Source organism: Nostoc sp. (assembly GCF_036916655.1).
Classification (GTDB): domain Bacteria; phylum Cyanobacteriota; class Cyanobacteriia; order Cyanobacteriales; family Nostocaceae; genus Nostoc.
Genome location: NZ_JBALFY010000030.1, coordinates 131,839 through 150,106, shown reverse-complemented (window position 1 = coordinate 150,106; position 18,268 = coordinate 131,839). Strand labels below are relative to the sequence as shown.

Genomic DNA, 18,268 nt, shown 5'->3' with positions numbered 1-18,268 from the left:
TTTTTGAATCAAGCAACCTAACCTATGCCAGCGAATTCCTGGCCCGAAGAAGATTCTTATCAAGAGCTTGATCCGCTCAACTCCTTGTTATCTGACCTATCAGTAGATGAGGAGTCGGTGTTAGAGACAGATCCGGTGTCTCTACCATCCCGGTTTCAAGGTCGTAGAGGCAAAGCGGCTCTAGTCTTGACTATCGTCTGGAGTGGCACGATCGCTCTACATTTAGTTTCTTGGGCTTCCATTTTTATTCTAGGACTAACCACCATTCTAGGATTTCATGCTTTGGTGGTAGTGTTTACTAAATCCCGCCGCTATCCAAAAGAAATACAGGGAGATTTGCCTTCTGTTTCTGTGCTGGTGGCTGCGAAAAATGAGGAAGCGGTAATTGCTAAATTAGTCAAAAATCTTTGTAATCTGGAATATCCAGGTGGGCAGTACGAAATTTGGATAATTGACGATCACAGCAGTGATAGCACACCGCATTTACTAGCAGAACTCGAACAGAAACACAACCAACTGAAAGTACTAAGGCGTTCAGCAGAAGCTACTGGTGGCAAATCGGGGGCGTTGAATCAGGTATTGCCGCTGACAAAGGGCGATATCATAGCAGTATTTGATGCTGATGCTCAAGTGACACCAGATTTGCTGCAACAGGTAATACCTTTATTTCAGAGGGAAAATGTGGGGGCGGTGCAAGTGCGAAAAGCGATCGCCAACGCTAAAGACAACTTTTGGACTAAGGGTCAAATGGCAGAAATGGCCCTTGATACCTGGTTTCAGCAACAACGGACTGCCCTTGGTGGCATTGGCGAACTACGGGGTAATGGTCAATTTGTCCGGCGTTCCGCCTTGGAAAGCTGCGGTGGCTGGAATGAGGAAACCATTACCGATGATTTGGATTTGACAATCCGCTTACATTTGGATAAATGGGATATTGAGTGTGTTTTCCATCCAGCGGTGCAAGAAGAAGGTGTGACAAGTGCGATCGCACTCTGGCATCAGCGTAACCGTTGGGCGGAAGGTGGTTATCAGCGCTATCTGGATTATTGGGATTTAATTCTCAAAAACCGCATGGGAGTCCGCAAAAGCTGGGATTTGCTGATTTTTATGCTGATTATGTATATCTTACCAACAGCAGCAATACCAGATTTATTGATGGCGATCGCTCGTCATCGTCCACCAATATTAAGTCCCATCACAGGCTTGTCCATTTCTATGTCGATGGTAGGGATGTTTACAGGTCTGAAACGAATACGTCAAGATCAAAAATTCCCACTTTCCACATATTTTATAATGCTTGTGCAAACCCTGCGTGGCAGTTTATATATGTTGCACTGGTTAGTCGTTATGAGCAGTACTACTGCCCGGATGTCGGTAAGACCAAAGCGGCTAAAATGGGTGAAAACTTTGCATACTGGGCATGGAGAATAGCCCCTTTGGGGAATTAAAAATTAAAAATTAGAAATGCAAAATTACCAAAAATAATTTTGCATTTTTTTTAGGGACTAACAAAAAATAAATTATCCAAAATTATTTGTATGTTCATAGGGGCGCAAGACCTTGCACCCCTACAATGGGATATTTTTTAACTGAAAGTTTTTTATTCATCGTCCACGTCTGCTTCTTCTACCCATTCTGGTGTAGTTATGGAATCGGAGAATTCTGGGAAATCATCTGCAAAACGGATAATTTGTCCGTTGAAAAATTCTGCTATACGTTGAGCTGCGATCGCTACTTCGTCAGGTTCCCAATCAGGTGCGGGTGTTTGTTTTGGGGGTGGAGGCAAAGTTTGCGCCCCATTTCCATTTACCCCATTTTTATTTATGCTATTTCCGTTTATGCCGTTTCCATTTACGCCGTTTCCATTTGCCCCATTTCCATTTATGCTATTTCCATTTTTTGCTGCTGTCGATGCTGGTGGCGGAGTGGTTGGCTGTGGTACTGGCGCTGAAGACGGAACTTGCTGGTTGTAACTGGGTGTAGGTGGTTGCTGAGGGCGAGTAGAGTCTTTTGGTGGAGGATTTTTTTTGGCTGAGGTAGAGTTTGAAGAAATTCCTTTTTCTATATTTATCTGGATTTCACGCTGGAAAGTCTGCTGGAAAGCTGCCGTAATCATCGGTAGATAAGATTTTCCCTTGTCATACCATGCCTGTTTAATCGCAATTCGAGCCATAACACCGTCGAACTCTGTGAGTTGGCTCATTTGACGCAGCATTTCTTGCCTTGATTTTGGCTGGAGGTTAGCAAGCACCTGTTGCCAAACCTGAGTTAAATCAGAAGTTGCTTCCCCAACAACTTCTGAAGTTACTGGTTCAACGTTTGCAGGTGGCGCAGGAACGGATATCGGTTCTGGGGTTGGTGGTGAAACTGAGTTAGCAACAGAATTGTGATTTGTTTGCTGTTCAACTGGGGGAGATGAAGTGACGGGCTGATTTTGGGCAGCCACTTGATGATGGTTTGCAGAATTATGATTTGTTTGCGGTTCAGTTAGAGGTACAGAAGAGACAGGCTGATTTTGGGTAGCCGCTTGATGATGGTTTGCAGAATTATGATTTGTTTGCGGTTCAGCTAGAGGTACAGAAGAGACAGGCTGATTTTGGGCAACTGCTGGAAGATAATTTGGAGATACAGCAGGTGTATTAACTCGTGGCGCGACAATTGGGGCTTGTGGCTGAATATTCGTCGCACTGGGTAACAATCCTAGTAATGTTACCTCCAACCACAAACGCGGCTGGGTGGTATTTTTAATTTGCACTTCAGCTTCTCGCAAGTGTTTCTGTCCCGCCAAAATCCCGCTCATATCGAAGTATTGAGCAAATTCAACCAGCGCTATCCAGGTTTGCTGAGTACAAGCAACCAAATCGTGGCGGTTGGGTGCTGTTTTAGCTATGAGTAAATCGCGGTAAAAAGCAGCGAGATTTTGCAGAATAGTTAGGGGTTCTCGACCACGATCTAGAATGTAGTGAGTACAGTCTAGAACTGCTTCCGGTTTATCTTGAGCGATCGCATTTAAAAGACTCAGCAAGTCCTGTTCGCTCACTGTTCCAACTAAATCCCAAACTCGCTCTGGTGTGACAACACCTGCTAACAAACCCAATTGATCGAGTAGACTCTCAGCATCCCGTAACCCTCCCTGAGCAAGTTGGGCTACCAGGGTGACAGCATCGGGTGAAATATGAATGTTTTCAAAAGATGCGATCGCACTTAAATGCTTGACCATCGCCTCTAACTGAATGCGTCTAAAATCAAACCTTTGACAGCGTGAAATAATCGTTGGTAACACCCGTTGCGGGTCTGTTGTCGCCAATACAAAAACCACGTGTCTCGGTGGTTCCTCTAGTGTCTTGAGTAGCGCATTAAATGCCTGAGTACTGAGCATGTGGCATTCGTCGATAACATAAACCTTGTAGCGACACTGCACAGGGGCAAACTGGGCTTTTTCAATCAACTCGCGGATATTATCGACACCAGTATTACTAGCAGCATCTATTTCAATTACATCTAAGGCGTACCCCTTGGTAATCCCCTGACAAACTTCACACACACCACAAGGTTCAGCCGTGGGCTGATCACCTTTGAGACAATTAAGGGATTTAGCCAGAATCCGGGCACTAGAAGTTTTCCCCGTACCTCTTGGCCCAGTGAATAAGTAGGCGGGGGCGATTTTGGATGTGCCGATCGCGTTCGTGAGGGTGGTGGCGATCGCCTCTTGACCCACCAGTTCAGCAAAACTTTTGGGGCGATATTTGTGGTGCAGGGGTTCATAAGACATGGAAATATAGACTTCAATGCCTTTCAACGTTAATTAGTAGCACCGAGTCGAGTTTAGGATTCAATTATTTTAAACTCTCGTACCTGCTTTGTTTATCGATGTTGCCATAGGTCTTGCACTCAACTCATGCCGTATATTTTGGCACTCAGGAAAGCAAGAAACTAGAGCCGATCCTCTACTATGATTTCAACATCAATGTATGGGAATTATAGCATATCATTTAGTACATTTGTTCTATTTTAGATTGGGTGCAACAGTATGGCAATATCACTAACCATCATTCGATTGCCTGCAATTCGCTGTAAACCGCCTCTAACTCCTGGTGTCTACCACGCAGGATTTTAGAGAAAAGCGATCGCACTTTGCTTGTAATTAGCTATTAGTAGTGCTAATGCGATTATTTTTTTCCTAATAATAATAACTATTGCTGGTACTTTTCTGAGCATTACCAACTATGCCTAATATATTCAACCGAGAAATTTTCAGGTTATCTAAAGCTACTTTTAGGACTGAGGAATTTGTTTTGTGAATCCTGACCACGATCAAAAGCCCATCTGTGTGGGGTGCTATCAGACTAGCATCGGCTAATCCCACCAAGGGAGGGACATCATAAATCACTAGGTCAAAACTATTATGGAAATCTGTCATTAGTTGCTTCATTTTTTGAGAAGAGAGCAACTTTGCAGGATCGGGTGGTATCGGCCCAGCAGTGATTATAGATAATTGGCTCATAGAAGGTAGTTGTCGCGTTACTTCTCCCACTGGCAAGTTTGTAGAAATTAAATTACTTAATCCCCATAGATTATTTAAATTTGATAGGTGGTGAATTGTGGGTTTACGAAGATCGGCATCTACAAGTAGGACTCGTTGCCCCATTGCTGTAGCTATTTGAGCTAGATGAAGGGCAACCGTAGACTTCCCATCACCAGGCATAGCTGAACTAATAACTATGGAGCGAATCGGGCGATCGGAACTGAGTAGTTGAATATTTGTATAAAGTACCCGTAGGGCTTCTGAAAAATTGGAAGAAGAGTCACCATATTCTTGATCTGGTAAAACAGCCAAACTAGCAACTCCCTTAGAAAGAGAATTTGGTATACTTGCTAAGGGAATCTTTTTATTAGAAGTACGATTTTGCTTAGTTTGAACTTGCTTTTCAAAAGGAATATTTCCTAACAATGGCTGTCTGAGCTTTTTTTTAATTTCTTCAACAGTATGGTAGGTATTATCTAACTTTTCTACGAGTAAGACAATACCAACTCCTGAGAGGATACTTGCAACTAATCCCAGGATGAAATTACGTTTGGTTGTAACTGAAGAGATGGGAATATCTGGCGTAGTTGGGGCTTGAAGTAATTGCCAGCCAAGCTCTGTTTGGGATATTTGAATTTGGAGATTTTCGCGGGTTGATAGAAACCGATTTAAACTATCATTTGCAAATTGTAATTTACGCTGTAATTCAGTATATTGTCGTGTTAAAACTGGCATTTGATTGCGTCGTTGCCCAAGTTTATGCTCTATTTTAGTAAGTTCTTGGCTTTGTATTTCTAAGGTTTGAAGTTTCGTCGTTATTTCTGCGAACTTTACATTCAATAAGCGCTGTGTCTCTTGACGGAACAAAGGTAAAAGACTAGCTCGTTTCTCTTTCAATGTTTGGATGGTTGGATTATTTTCCTGCAAACGAGTTGATTCTGTAGCAATCTGAACATCAAAATCACGTATTTGAGTAATCAACTGCTGATATAAAGGAGTATTATTCAGTATTGCCGCCGCTCCATTTTTTTCTTTGAGGATAGCAAGATTAGCGCGAGTTTCAGCTAACTGTAGATCTATTGCTTGTCTTTTTTGCACTAATTCAATAGTTTGTGAAGAAATTTGCGCTACTTGGGTTTCGGGGTCATTAAAAGTGTACTTTTGTCGAAAAAGTTGCAACTGTTTTTGGAGTTGATCTACTCTATTCTGTGTATATGGTAGTTGTTTCTCAACAAACTGAAGCCCTTGACGTAACTTAGTTTGCCTCCTAATTTGGCTATAGTCTAAGTAATTTTCAGCAATTCGCTCTAGGACAAATTGAGTTTTTTTTGGATTCCTACTTTGATAACGAACTTGTATTATCTTTGTCTCACCTAACCGAGTAATTTTTAGATATGCTAGGAGAGAATCATAGCTAATTTCTGGATAGGAAGCTTGCAACTGTTTCAGAGTACTTCTCAGTAGTTCAGGACTCTTAAGAACCTGAATTTGGCTTTCATAGTCTAGATTAGACGTTCCTAAATTAGGGTCTTTGACAACATCCACAGCTTTAGTGTCATCATTTACAGGTTCCACTAAGAGTTGAAAACTACCTTCATATTCTGGAGGCTTCCGATTGACCACTAAGCTAATCACTACAATTGTCATCATAGCAATTGTTACACCAGCCATGACTAGCGCTCGTCGTTGTAAAACACTTAAAAATTCTTGAAAGCTTCTGTCGTCTCCTTTTTCCTCATCCCAGGACACAAGTTGGTTTTGGGGAAATGGAGGTACGGGATTATTACTGCGATCAAAACTGGAGGATTGGGAAGAAGAATTCTCCATCATCTATTTTATGTTTGATAATACACTGGACAGGATTAAATAGACTTATCCGTAAGTGGGAAATGCATACGGTAAAATAATTTCAGCAATTACTGTAGTCTAGGACAACTGCATCATGTCAATAAGAATAATGTATTGTCAATAGACCTAAAATATAGTCTCATTAATCCATACTTATTGACAAAAACTTTCGCGTAGACGTAGATCGTTGTAGACATCGCATTAGGTCTTGGAAAGTAAATCAAACGATAAATGCTGATTTTTTCGTTGGTTCTTAACCTTGGTTGCGATCGAGAGTAATTTAGATGTGTTTGCCCTGTATTGTAGGGGTATTTGTGTTAGTCTAGCTTTTTCTAGACATTGATAGAGTCGGTATTGCAAGAATAGTAGCTTTGAGTATAACTTATGGCTAAGTTATCACTATTATGGGACTACAATCAATTCGTGTTCACGAAGAATCTTACGTAATTCTTGATATTTCTGATTTAGTCTAAAGAGAATATTTTCTTGTATAAAAAAGTACGGTATTTAATAGTGTAAAACACTCACTAGTATAATTAAATATAGTTTTGTACTTAAGAATGCGAATTTTACTTACTAAATTACATTAAATTATTTTCTCATCAAAATAGTTTATAAGTAGGTCGGTAGAATAAAACCAAACTATATTAACAAAAATAAACGAGCTGAAACCCTCTTGCTTACTGCCTCCTGCCGATGCTTGCAGACTCGCTACCGTTACGTTATCCTGCCTTATCCCAACGACAAATATTGACGCCCACATACTTATTTCAATTCAATGTAAGTACAGGCAATAGCCAAGCAAGTAAAATCGAAAAATAGATATAAATTATACACGCGAATAAAAGATATCTGCGATAATCTTTCAACATTTAAGTCCTGATAGTCGAAAAAATGTTAGTTTTATAAAGATTTAAATTAGATATGTTTTTAAAATATAAATTTTTCATGAAGGAGTTGATTTTATATTTAAACGTGATATTGTAAAAATCGAATATTACATCTAACGAAAGGTAGAAATAAAAGTTCTATTAATAATGACCAAAGGTAAAAAACATTGCTCACAAAAAAACTTAAATAGAGTCCGATGCAAAAAACAGTGACTGCTCTAGTGTTATGTATTCAGTCTATGTAGCTGAGTAAATACAGACTAATAAAAAGAAAGATACTTTTGGAAAATTTTGGAAGTTGAAGCAAGTACTGTAGTAGTTTATATAGAAGTGCTTACTACAGCAAATTAATATCTCTACTTTCAAATAGTTTGTAGCGGTTTATTTGCCCCATCTGTGGTATCTTAATCTATACCCTTAGATAAGTATACATACAATTTAAAAAGGATAAATATTCTATAAGTTAGTAAGGCTAACTTATAGAATAAATATGCCTAATACATAAGCTTTATAAGTCTTTTACAAACGACTATTAAGCTTTATAGTCTAACTAACTAAAATACTAATTGGAAGCTAGGTAATGGCTTAACTTATTCCATTAAAGTATTTAAATAATAAGTTTATAAATAAAGACTTAGGATATAGCCAATGAGATTTAAAAAATGGATTAATCCAAATTTTTTACAATCCATTTCTACTCAATTAAATGCGAAGACTCAATCTTCTGCAAAAACTCAACAATCAATTAAATTATCTGTAATCACCCAATTTTTTCCTCCAGATTATGCCGCGACAGGGCAGTTGATTGAGGAACTAGTGAAACAGCTAGGAAAGCAAGGGGTGGATATAGAAGTTTTTACAAGTCAGCCAGGATATGCATTTCGTTCTGATACGGCGCCAGCAGTAGAATGGGCTGATCAAATCCGAATTCAGCGATCGCGTACTGCTCAACTTTGGCCGGGAAGAATTCGTGGTAAAGCTGTTAATGGAGTTTTATATACCTTACGTGCTACCCTCTATCTGCTTAAAGCTTGGCGTCGCAACAATATATTGTTACTAACTACAGCTCCCCCATTTTTGCCAGTGGTTGGATATCTGGCTTATATATTGTTCCGGTTGCCATATATCTGCGTACTATATGACTTATACCCTGATATTGCGATCGCATTAGGCGTAATTCCAAAGCGTAACTGGCTAGTGGGCTTATGGCGTGTAATCAACAAACAGGTTTGGTTAAACGCCAAAGGGATTATAGTACTTAGCCCCGCCATGAAACAGCAGGTAATAGTGCATTGTCCCGAAGTGGCTGAGAAAATTTCTGTAATTCACAGTTGGGCTAACCCAGAAGCGATCGTACCCATTGCCAAGCGAGAAAACTGGTTTGCTTGGAAGTATAACTTAGTTAATAAATTTACCGTACTCTATTCTGGCAATATGGGGCGCTGTCATGACATCGACACCATATTAGAAGCTGCAAAGCAATTACAAGATGAGCCAATTCAGTTTGTTTGCATTGGTGGGGGTGCCAAACGCGATGAATTAATCGTGGAAGTGGAGCGGTTAGGGCTGAAGAATTTTACATTTCTACCTTATCAAGATCAGCAAGTGCTTCCTTATTCCTTAACAGCTTGCGATCTATCACTAGTGAGTGTAGATGCAACTACAGAGGGTTTAGTTGTTCCCAGCAAACTATATTCAGCTTTAGCCTCTGGGCGACCAATAGCAGTCATTTGCTCCGAGACTTCATATCTTAGAGAACTGATGGCTGAAGCCAACTGTGGCGGGACATTTGACAATGGGGATGGCCAAGGTTTAGCGCAATTTATTCGCTTTCTCAATCGAGATCTACAAATAGGAGATCAGATGGGCAAAGCCGGTCGCCAATATTTGCGATCGCACTTCACGCCTAAAGTTATCTCTCAACAATACTTGCATGTTTTACAACAAGCACTATTTTCTGATGAGAGAATAACTGTGTCTCAAAGTGATGTAAAGTAAGTAAGAATATCAGGATTAATTGAATATTGTTGCTCTATTTTTTAGGAGTTGGACTTCGATGGTCTTATTGATCTCAGTCCCTCCAACATAGCCTTCCTTGCTCATAGTTTTTTGTCTATACAGGAGGTTAAATTGCAGAGAAGGTGTGATCGAAATCGGAAACGTTCCAAACGACGGGCTATTTATTGCCCCATTCATAGCTGCTATATCGATAGTGTCAGTCAGAAATATAAAATGTTTGCTGATCAAGCAGGTCAATTACAGCAACGAGGCATGAGTCGGCGGAATGCTTTGATGTTAGTAGCAAACCAAACCACAGTATCTATAGAAGGAGAATGGTTAGAAGCTTTTTGGTGTGAAGAATGTCAGCAAACAACTTGGTATCACATTCGGAAGTGTGGCGATCGTAGTTATGAAATTTCAGTAGCGCCAACAGAGCTTTGGCAGCAAGTCACAGGGGTGATTGACTCTCTAGGAAATCCTTCCGTTGGAGAGTTTACGCGTAAGAGCGCCAGACAGGTTGGTTATCAAGGTCTTAAAGGTTTCCAGTTTGTGAGTTAAGTGTTATTTAGTGCCATTTTATTAAAGATATTAATCTTCAATCAAGAACTATGAATAGTCCAAAAATTGTCTACCAACAGGAGTTAGTGATTGAAGCTGGACGCACAGAGCAACAGTATTGGAAAGATTTATGGCGCTATAGAGAATTATTCTATTTTCTTGCTTGGCGTGATATTTTGGTGCGGTACAAGCAAACTGCGATCGGCATTGCTTGGGCACTGATTCGTCCGTTTTTGACAATGGTAGTTTTTACAGTTGTATTTGGACAATTGGCAAAGTTGCCTTCACAAGGTGCGCCTTATCCAATTCTGGTATTCTCAGCAATGTTACCCTGGCAATTCTTTGCCAATTCCCTCTCTGAGTGCAGTAATAGTTTGATTGGCAATGCCAATTTAATATCAAAGGTATATTTTCCTCGTTTAATTGTACCGACAAGTGCAGTAGTAGTTAGCTTTGTAGACTTCCTCATATCAGGGATAATTTTATTGGGATTAATGGCTTGGTATAACTTTGTCCCCAGTTGGCGAATTCTCACACTACCAATATTTATCGCCATTGCTTTTGCTGCTTCAATGGGGGCAGGATTGTGGTTTGCCTCTTTAAATGTCAAGTATCGTGACTTCCGTTATATTGTACCGTTTATTGTGCAGTTTGGTCTGTATATCTCGCCTGTGGGATTTAGCAGTAGTGTTGTTCCAGAAAAATGGCAATTGCTATACTCTTTAAATCCAATAGTAGGAGTGATTGATGGCTTCCGTTGGGCGATTTTAGGGGGTGAATCGAAGTTATATTTACCGGGTTTTTTACTGTCTTTAGCACTAGTTTTTTTATTATTATTCAGTGGAATTTTGTATTTTAGAAAGACTGAACGGACATTTGCAGATGTGATTTAAAGGAATAAGATTGACTGAATTTAAAATTGCGATCACTGCTAACCATTTTTTATTCAACTAGATAAGCACAACATCTTTGTGACAAAATAAACAGCCAATGTCTGACACTGTTATTAGAGTTGAGAACCTGAGTAAAAAATATATTATCGGGTATCAGCAGCAAGAACGCTACACTACACTGCGCGATATAATTGCGAATGGTGCTAAAGGTTTACTTAAACCGTTTCAAAATAGAAAATCCGACATCCAAAACTCCCAAGAAGAGTTTTGGGCATTAAACGATGTGTCATTCGAGATTAAACAGGGTGACCGAGTTGGGATCATTGGGCGAAATGGTGCAGGGAAATCTACGCTTTTGAAAATTCTCAGTCGCATTACTGAACCTACACAAGGAAGTATCAAAATTCAGGGGAGAGTTGCTAGTTTGTTAGAGGTAGGTACAGGCTTTCATCCAGAGTTGACAGGTAGAGAAAATATCTATCTCAATGGTGCAATTCTGGGGATGAGTAAGGTAGATATTAAGCGTAAGTTCGATGAAATTGTGGCATTTGCAGAGGTGGAGAAATTTTTAGATACGCCTGTGAAACGGTATTCATCGGGAATGTATGTCAGGTTGGCCTTTGCGGTGGCAGCGCATTTAGAACCGGAGATTTTGATTGTAGATGAAGTGTTAGCAGTAGGTGATGTGCAGTTTCAGAAAAAGTGTTTGGGAAAAATGGAGGATGTCTCAAAAAACGAAGGACGAACAATACTATTTGTTAGTCACAACTTAGGAGTAGTTCAGACATTTTGCAGTCGTAGCATTTTGTTGGAGCAAGGAATGGTATTAGCTGATGATACGACAGATAAGGCAGTAGGCACTTACCTCAGAAATTTAGAAAAAGCATCATCACATAATCTTTTAGAACGGACAGATCGTAATGGTAATGGTAAAGCAAGACTTGTTCATATAGAAATTTCTACTGGTGGAAGTTATTCCTCAGTTACTTTAACAACAGGTTATTCTGCTACTTTTATTTTTTATATTACTGAAATTCATTCTGGATTGTCTTGTTCTTTTACAATCTATGACCAATATGGTCAGCCAGTTACATATTTTGACTCTATCATGTACTGTCAAGATGATATGACAAATGCAGGCAAAGAGGCAAAGTTTATTTGTGATGTTGATGAACTTTTACTAATCCCTGGTCGCTACAGGATCAATGCGGCACTCATGTGCAATAAAGAACTTTTTGACGATGTTAAAGGTGCGGCCTTTTTTGATATTGAAGAAGGGAAAATACGAAATCGTCCTGTATTAAAAGACCCTGGATTTGGTAATGTTCTCATACCACATCGATGGACAACACCAATATAAGTAAGTTTGAATAATTATATTTTTCCTATGAAGTAGCCAATTTTGCGGCTGGTTATAAGCGAAATTAATGTGTTGTTTGTACTTGGTACAATCTGCCAATTAGCCTCGAAAGTAGTGTTAGTCTTTGGCAGTCTCTAGTTCAGCTAACTGTTATTGAATACTTAAAAATAGCAAAAATGACGAGTGCAAGCAACTACTATCTATGACAATAATCAAGGAATTGAGTTATGAGAAAAATTCTAGTAGCAGGTTGGTTTAGTTTTGAAAACTGCGGCGTCACGGCCGGCGATGTCATGGCAAAAGATGTTGCCTGTCAATGGCTTGAAAGTGCTGGTTATGAATATGATGTGGCACTGGTTCCTCCTTTCGTTGGTGGTGTAGATTGGCGTTCAGTCGAAACTAATGATTATTCACACACTGTTTTCGTGTGTGGACCTTTTCTATACGCGAATCTATCTATTAATTTTTTAAAAAGGTTTGATTCCTGCCGTTTAATTGGACTTGATTTATCAATGTTCGATCCAATTAATGTTTGGAATCCTTTTGATGTACTTTTGGAAAGAGATAGTTCTGTCTGTTCCCGTCCTGATATTTCCTTACTATCACAGCAAGTAAAAGTTCCTGTTGTTGGTATTATTCTGGTAGAACCACAATACGAGTATCAAAACAAAGATAAATATCAACTTGCCAATGCAGCTGTTGAGCGATTGATTGCTTCGCAAGATATGGTTGCTGTTCCTATTGATACTCGTTTATTTCCTAACACTACTAATCTACGTAATGCTGCTGAGGTAGAATCTCTGATTGCACGTATGGATTTTGTCATCACAACCCGTTTACATGGGACTGTTTTAGCTATCAAAAATGGAGTTCCGCCGATTGTGATTGACGGAATTTCGGGAGGCGCTAAGGTTAGCCGCCAAGCAAAAACTTTGGGCTGGGATATTATATTTTCTGTGGACAATTTAAATGATGAGGAATTACAGAAAGCTTTTAATTATTGCCAGACAGAAGAAGCACGTTTCAAAGCAAGAGAATGTTGTAATCGCGCCATCAATGCGGTTGAAGAAATAGGTGATAAATTTATTAAAGCCTTAGATTCAGAAGGTTCAGCCAGTAGCAGGGTTTGGAATGAGGAAGCTATGAATAAATCTTTCTTAGAACCTATAAATGCCAACAGACTAACTATTCGTGGCTTGGTTATGAATAAAGTGAGAATTTTTAAGAACAGAACAATGACTACACTTAGAGTAGCTTTAGGCAAAAAGTAACAGATATATTACTCCCTTTATGGACTCTAATAAAAAATACAATAGTCTTATAAAGTGTATTCCTTATCTTTCTATAGATTGGATTTTGAGCTTTTGCAGTTTCCTATCAATCCTTAATTTTCAGGCTGTAGCATAACAAAAGCTTAGAACAAAAGTAACTTACAGATTCGCATTAGTATTAGGGAGTGTTTAGTAATGTATAAAATATCATTCAAAAAAATAGTAAAACAAATTTTACCAGATCCTATATATCGCCAATTTAAGGGTTTACCCCCTGCTAAAGGAATGGTCAATTTTGGCAGTTTCCGACGCTTAAAACCTATTAGTTCTTGCTATGGGTTTGATCGCGGACAGCCAATAGGTCGCTACTACGGCGAAAATTTTCTTGCCCGCCATGCTGATGATGTTAGAGGGCATGTGCTGGAAATTGGAGATTCCCCTTACACACGTAAATTTGGCGGTGATCGCGTCACTAAAAGTGATGTTCTGCATTTAGTAGAAGGTAATCCAGAAACAACCATTATTGGCGATCTAACAAACGCTCCACATATTCCTGATAATACCTTTGACTGTTTTATCTTATATCAGACACTCCAACTGATTTATGACTTACCAGCAGCTATCAAGACAACTTACCGTATTCTTAAACCTGGTGGAGTTGTATTGGTATCTATTCCAGGGATTATACAAATTGCAGATCCAAGTTGGAACGATTACTGGTGTTGGTCTTTTACAACAGCATCAGCACAACAGCTATTTGCCGAGGTTTTTCCAAAGGACAATATTACGATTGAGGCTTTTGGCAATGTACTGGCAGCAATCTCTGCGTTACAAGGAATGGCAGCAGAGGAACTGCGTCCAGAAGAACTAAATTATAAAGATCCTGCATATACAGTATCAATTACCGTTAGAGCAGTAAAGCCCAATACCATAATGTGAAGATTGCTAAGATTTGCAAATTACACTGAATATACAGCACCTTAATAGTCTAAACATTATAGAACCGTATTGAGTGCGATCGCTTTGGGAGCACATCGCGTTAACTGAGAAATTGGAACAATCAAATCTAGATGATCACAACTGTGAGTACCAGGTCTTAATTTAAGCTAGAGCCGTGAAATAGTGAAAGCAATGATTCTAAGCAGATTCAATAACAAAGTAAAACAAAAAGTCTCGCACTTAAAGAATAAAATTTTTCCTGGTGCTCTCATTTTAATGTATCACCGTGTAGCTGAAGTAGATTCAGATCCTTGGTCACTATGTGTTACACCCAAAAACTTCGCTGAACAATTAGAAGTTTTAAGAGAATACGGCTATCCATTGCATTTACAGCAATTGAAACAAAAGGTTAGCGACCGCCAACTACTAAATCGGTCGATTGTAGTCACATTTGATGATGGTTATGCCGATAACTTCTATAATGCCAAACCCTTATTAGAAAAATACGACATCCCCGCAACAGTTTTTGTTACTACTGGTGGTATTGACCAAAAGCAGGAATTTTGGTGGGATGAGCTAGATCGACTATTATTACAACCTGGCACCTTAGCTGACTTACTCCAGTTAAATATTAATGGTAGAATCCACCAATGGGAATTGAGAGAAGCGGTTCACTACAGTGAAGCAGATCGGCAGCGCGATCGCAATTGGCGGATGGAAAGAAAAGCAGAAGAAGATCCTACCGTGCGCCATACCCTCTATCGCTCACTGTATCAAATGTTGCAGTTTTTGCCTGTGTATGAGCGAAGTAAGCTGCTAGATGAACTAAGTCTCTGGGCAAATGCTAAACCTGTAAGTCGAGTAACCCATCGTTCCCTTTCCAACGAGGAGATGGTTGGATTAGAAGACGGGGGACTGATCGAAGTTGGTGCCCACACGGTAACACACCCATTTCTTTCTCAACTTCCAATTGCCTCCCAACGGGATGAAATTCAGCAAAGTAAAGACTATCTAGAAAAAATTTTAGGGCATCCAATAACGAGTTTTTCCTATCCCAATGGTAGTCATACAACCCTGACTACTTCCATTGTCCAGCAAGCAGGATTTACCTGCGCTTGTTCCAGCATAATTGGCAAAGTTAAGGGAGATAGTAACTTTTTTCTATTACCTCGTGTTGTAGTTGAAGATTGGGACGGCGAAACCTTTGCTCGGTGCTTGTCAAGATTGATATCTTCATAAATTATGATCAACAAATTTAAAACCATTATAGGAATTTATAAAAATATAAATTTGTTCAGCACCCTGTTAGTACGTGCAAAAATCCGGAATACTAACATCTCAATTTATCGCAATCTCCATTTATATCTGGCTAAAAACGCTACGCTCAATGTAATAGGCAAGCTAGAAATTGGATGCCAGTGGGAACATGGAAGGTATTATCCCTCTCAATTAGTTATTGTAAAAAACGCAAATTTAGAAGTCAGGGGCAGTTTTACTATACTTACTAATTGCAACATTTGGATCAACGAAAATGCTGTGTTAATCCTTGGTAGTGGATTTATCAACAATGGGTTAAATATGTCCTGTTTTAATAAGATTGAAATAGGTAATAATGTCGCCATTTCAGAAAATGTCACTATTAGAGACAGTGACGATCATTATATAAACTACAAAAATATAAATTCAGCACCAATCAAAATAGGAAATAATGTTTGGATTGGCATGAACGTCACAATTCTCAAAGGAGTTACTATTGGTGATGGATCTGTGATAGCTGCTGGTTCTGTTGTGAATAAAGATGTGCCTCCCAACACCCTAGCTGCTGGGATTCCAGCTTGTGTAAAAAAGACTGATGTCAGATGGCATTTGACTTCACCACAAAAGATTTAGATATCTTAGATTTCATTACTCAACATCTTCTCAATTAAAGATATGAATAAAAGAGACACATCTGATAAACAAAGGATATGAATAATAGTAAACCATTGGTCTCTTGCATCATCATATTTTTTAATGCTGGTGAGAAATTCTTTGTAGAAGCAATAGAAAGCGTATTTGCCCAAACTTACGAACGCTGGGAACTATTACTGGTAGATGATGGCTCTACTGATGGGAGTACAGAAATTGCCCTACACTACACACAAAAATATCCCGAAAAAGTCTATTACCTGGAACATGAAGGACATCAGAATCGCGGCATGAGTGCCACACGTAATTTGGGTATTCGTAATACTAAAGGTGAATATATTGCATTTTTAGATGCCGATGACATCTGGTTGCCAAATACCTTGGAGGAACAGACTGCTATCTTTGATTCTCATCCCGACGCTACTATGGTTTTTGGACCGATTCAGTGGTGGTATAGCTGGACGGGAAATCCTGAAGATCAACAACGTGATTATCTAGAACAACCTTATGAAGAACTGAAAAAGCTGGGTATAGAGACTGATACTGTAATCCAGCCGCCAACGCTATTTCTGCTTTTATTACAAGGAAAAATTAGCATATCAGGAATGCTGGTACGGTGGCAGGTAATAGAACAAGTCGGTAGTTTTGAAGACACATTCCGAGGTCTTTATGAAGATCAAGTTTTTTGTGCCAAGGTCTGTCTCCAATTGCCCGTGTTTGTTGCAAACAAGTGGTGGTATAAGTATAGACAACATCCAAATAGCTGTTGTGCGATTGCAGAAAAAAGTAAAAAAGAGTATTGGCACTTGCAACGTCCAGTTTTTTTGAACTGGTTAGAGCAATATTTATCTAAACAGGGGTACAAGTACACTGAAGCTTGGGAGGTAGTTCAAAAGCAGCTATGGTCATATCGCAACCCAGTCTTAAACTCTCTGTTAAACCATACTCACCACATTATGAGCCGGATTAAACAGAAACTGAAGCGCATAGCGTCACAAATATTACTTATCAAAGCAGAAAAATTTAGAATATGAAAAACTTTCTTTATGAATAAGAAACCTTTAGTTTCCTGCATTATCATCTTCTTTAATGCAGGTGAGAAGTTCTTTATCGAAGCAATAGAAAGCATATTCGCCCAAACTTACGACAAATGGGAACTTTTGCTAGCAGACGACGGTTCAAGTGACGAAAGTAGTGCCATTGCTTTACGATATGCCCAGCAATACCCCGAAAAAGTCCGCTATGTGGAACACGAGGGACACCAAAATCGTGGGATGAGCGCAACGCGGAATCTGGGTATTCGCCACGCGCAAGGAGATTATATAGCCTTTTTAGACGCTGATGATATTTGGGTGCCACACAAGCTAGAACAGCAAGTACCAATTTTAGAATTACATCCTGAAGCCGCAATGCTCTATGGAAGAACTCAATTTTGGTTCAGTTGGACAGAGAATAATCTCATAAGTTCGTGGAACCCCATAAATGAACAAGGCGACTTTATGACAATAACTAGCATCCAATTCGATCGGTTACTTAAACCGCCAACACAACTTCTTCTATTTTTACAAAACAAAGAAATTTATCCTTGCACATGCAGTATTTTGATACGTCGTCAGGTCTTTGATGATATTGGAACATTTGAAGAGAATTTTCGCAACGCCCATGAGGACATGGTTTTTCACTCCAAAGTCTTTCTGAAAGCGCCTGTGTATGTGTCTAGTGAGTGTTGGGATAAATACCGAATGCATCCAGATAGCTACTGGCGACGTGCAGATATGCAAGGAAAAGGAGTAGAGATACGCCGTATTGGACATATAAAATACCTCACTTGGCTAGAGAATTATCTATCTGAGAAAGAAATTAAAGACCCAGTGGTTTGGAAGGAGTTAAAAAAAGCACTATGGCCCTATCGATATCCTCTGTTGCACGGGATAGTTCATAGCCACGGCTTGATAAAAATCATCGGGCTAGGAAAGCGAATAGCAAGGTGGATGTTGCCCACTTCCATTCGACTGTAGCCAAAGAGCTATAGCGCTTCTGGGTTGAGTGCAATACAGACCTAAAATGAAGTAATG

At 39.4% G+C, this 18,268-nt stretch carries 13 protein-coding genes; 11 read left to right on the top strand and 2 right to left on the bottom strand.

The features are described 5' to 3' along the window. Positions 1 to 24 precede the first annotated feature (24 nt). Entirely contained in the window at positions 25 to 1,431 is a 1,407-nt protein-coding gene (locus tag V7L31_RS09400) for a glycosyltransferase (protein WP_334695971.1), read from the top strand. A 169-nt stretch (positions 1,432 to 1,600) separates the two neighbouring features. Here V7L31_RS09400 and V7L31_RS09395 read toward each other — a convergent pair whose 3' ends face one another. Beyond that, on the bottom strand, positions 1,601 to 3,772 hold the full coding sequence (locus V7L31_RS09395; protein ID WP_334695987.1) for a DNA polymerase III subunit gamma/tau: 2,172 nt from the start codon (positions 3,770 to 3,772) through the stop codon (positions 1,601 to 1,603). Between the two features lie 408 nt (positions 3,773 to 4,180). Beyond that, positions 4,181 to 6,352 (bottom strand): GumC family protein, encoded by a 2,172-nt coding sequence (locus V7L31_RS09390; RefSeq protein ID WP_334695986.1) that lies wholly within the window; start codon positions 6,350 to 6,352, stop codon positions 4,181 to 4,183. Between the two features lie 1,559 nt (positions 6,353 to 7,911). On the opposite strand from V7L31_RS09390, the gene V7L31_RS09385 reads away from it, so the two are divergent. The 10 genes from V7L31_RS09385 (at position 7,912) to V7L31_RS09340 (ending at position 18,211) form a co-directional block, all read left to right on the top strand. Further along, the gene (locus tag V7L31_RS09385) at positions 7,912 to 9,261 is read left to right on the top strand and encodes a glycosyltransferase family 4 protein (RefSeq protein WP_334695970.1); all 1,350 of its coding nucleotides are present in this window, start codon (positions 7,912 to 7,914) and stop codon (positions 9,259 to 9,261) included. 132 nt (positions 9,262 to 9,393) lie between these two features. After that, positions 9,394 to 9,822: a hypothetical protein gene (locus tag V7L31_RS09380; RefSeq protein ID WP_334695969.1), complete on the top strand. Its 429-nt coding sequence runs from the start codon at positions 9,394 to 9,396 to the stop codon at positions 9,820 to 9,822. Positions 9,823 to 9,872: 50 nt separating this feature from the next. Beyond that, entirely contained in the window at positions 9,873 to 10,715 is an 843-nt protein-coding gene (locus V7L31_RS09375; protein WP_334695968.1) for an ABC transporter permease, read from the top strand. A 97-nt stretch (positions 10,716 to 10,812) separates the two neighbouring features. Next, positions 10,813 to 12,075 carry an ABC transporter ATP-binding protein gene (locus tag V7L31_RS09370; protein WP_334695967.1) on the top strand — a complete coding sequence of 421 codons (1,263 nt, stop codon included), beginning with the start codon at positions 10,813 to 10,815 and terminating at the stop codon, positions 12,073 to 12,075. Between the two features lie 227 nt (positions 12,076 to 12,302). Further along, positions 12,303 to 13,346, top strand: a complete 1,044-nt coding sequence (locus tag V7L31_RS09365) for a polysaccharide pyruvyl transferase family protein (protein WP_334695966.1) — start codon at positions 12,303 to 12,305, stop codon at positions 13,344 to 13,346. A 195-nt stretch (positions 13,347 to 13,541) separates the two neighbouring features. Beyond that, complete coding sequence (locus V7L31_RS09360; protein ID WP_334695965.1) at positions 13,542 to 14,285, top strand: class I SAM-dependent methyltransferase; 744 nt, start codon at positions 13,542 to 13,544, stop codon at positions 14,283 to 14,285. Positions 14,286 to 14,561: 276 nt separating this feature from the next. Then, on the top strand, positions 14,562 to 15,524 hold the full coding sequence (locus V7L31_RS09355; protein ID WP_334695964.1) for a polysaccharide deacetylase family protein: 963 nt from the start codon (positions 14,562 to 14,564) through the stop codon (positions 15,522 to 15,524). Between the two features lie 3 nt (positions 15,525 to 15,527). Further along, complete coding sequence (locus tag V7L31_RS09350; RefSeq protein WP_334695963.1) at positions 15,528 to 16,175, top strand: acyltransferase; 648 nt, start codon at positions 15,528 to 15,530, stop codon at positions 16,173 to 16,175. A gap of 77 nt (positions 16,176 to 16,252) precedes the next feature. Further along, positions 16,253 to 17,227 (top strand): glycosyltransferase family 2 protein, encoded by a 975-nt coding sequence (locus V7L31_RS09345; protein ID WP_334695962.1) that lies wholly within the window; start codon positions 16,253 to 16,255, stop codon positions 17,225 to 17,227. A gap of 12 nt (positions 17,228 to 17,239) precedes the next feature. Then, the gene (locus V7L31_RS09340) at positions 17,240 to 18,211 is read left to right on the top strand and encodes a glycosyltransferase family 2 protein (protein ID WP_334695961.1); all 972 of its coding nucleotides are present in this window, start codon (positions 17,240 to 17,242) and stop codon (positions 18,209 to 18,211) included. The last annotated feature ends 57 nt before the right edge of the window (positions 18,212 to 18,268 follow it).

Bases quoted from the DNA above. Each gene is read 5' to 3' on its own strand.
- V7L31_RS09345 (WP_334695962.1), top strand. From the start codon at position 16,253: ATGAATAATAGTAAACCATTGGTCTCTTGCATCATCATATTTTTTAAT.
- V7L31_RS09385 (WP_334695970.1), top strand. From the start codon at position 7,912: ATGAGATTTAAAAAATGGATTAATCCAAATTTTTTACAATCCATTTCT.
- V7L31_RS09390 (WP_334695986.1), bottom strand. From the start codon at position 6,352: ATGGAGAATTCTTCTTCCCAATCCTCCAGTTTTGATCGCAGTAATAAT.
- V7L31_RS09365 (WP_334695966.1), top strand. From the start codon at position 12,303: ATGAGAAAAATTCTAGTAGCAGGTTGGTTTAGTTTTGAAAACTGCGGC.
- V7L31_RS09400 (WP_334695971.1), top strand. From the start codon at position 25: ATGCCAGCGAATTCCTGGCCCGAAGAAGATTCTTATCAAGAGCTTGAT.
- V7L31_RS09350 (WP_334695963.1), top strand. From the start codon at position 15,528: ATGATCAACAAATTTAAAACCATTATAGGAATTTATAAAAATATAAAT.
- V7L31_RS09370 (WP_334695967.1), top strand. From the start codon at position 10,813: ATGTCTGACACTGTTATTAGAGTTGAGAACCTGAGTAAAAAATATATT.
- V7L31_RS09360 (WP_334695965.1), top strand. From the start codon at position 13,542: ATGTATAAAATATCATTCAAAAAAATAGTAAAACAAATTTTACCAGAT.
- V7L31_RS09375 (WP_334695968.1), top strand. From the start codon at position 9,873: ATGAATAGTCCAAAAATTGTCTACCAACAGGAGTTAGTGATTGAAGCT.
- V7L31_RS09340 (WP_334695961.1), top strand. From the start codon at position 17,240: ATGAATAAGAAACCTTTAGTTTCCTGCATTATCATCTTCTTTAATGCA.
- V7L31_RS09395 (WP_334695987.1), bottom strand. From the start codon at position 3,772: ATGTCTTATGAACCCCTGCACCACAAATATCGCCCCAAAAGTTTTGCT.
- V7L31_RS09355 (WP_334695964.1), top strand. From the start codon at position 14,562: ATGTATCACCGTGTAGCTGAAGTAGATTCAGATCCTTGGTCACTATGT.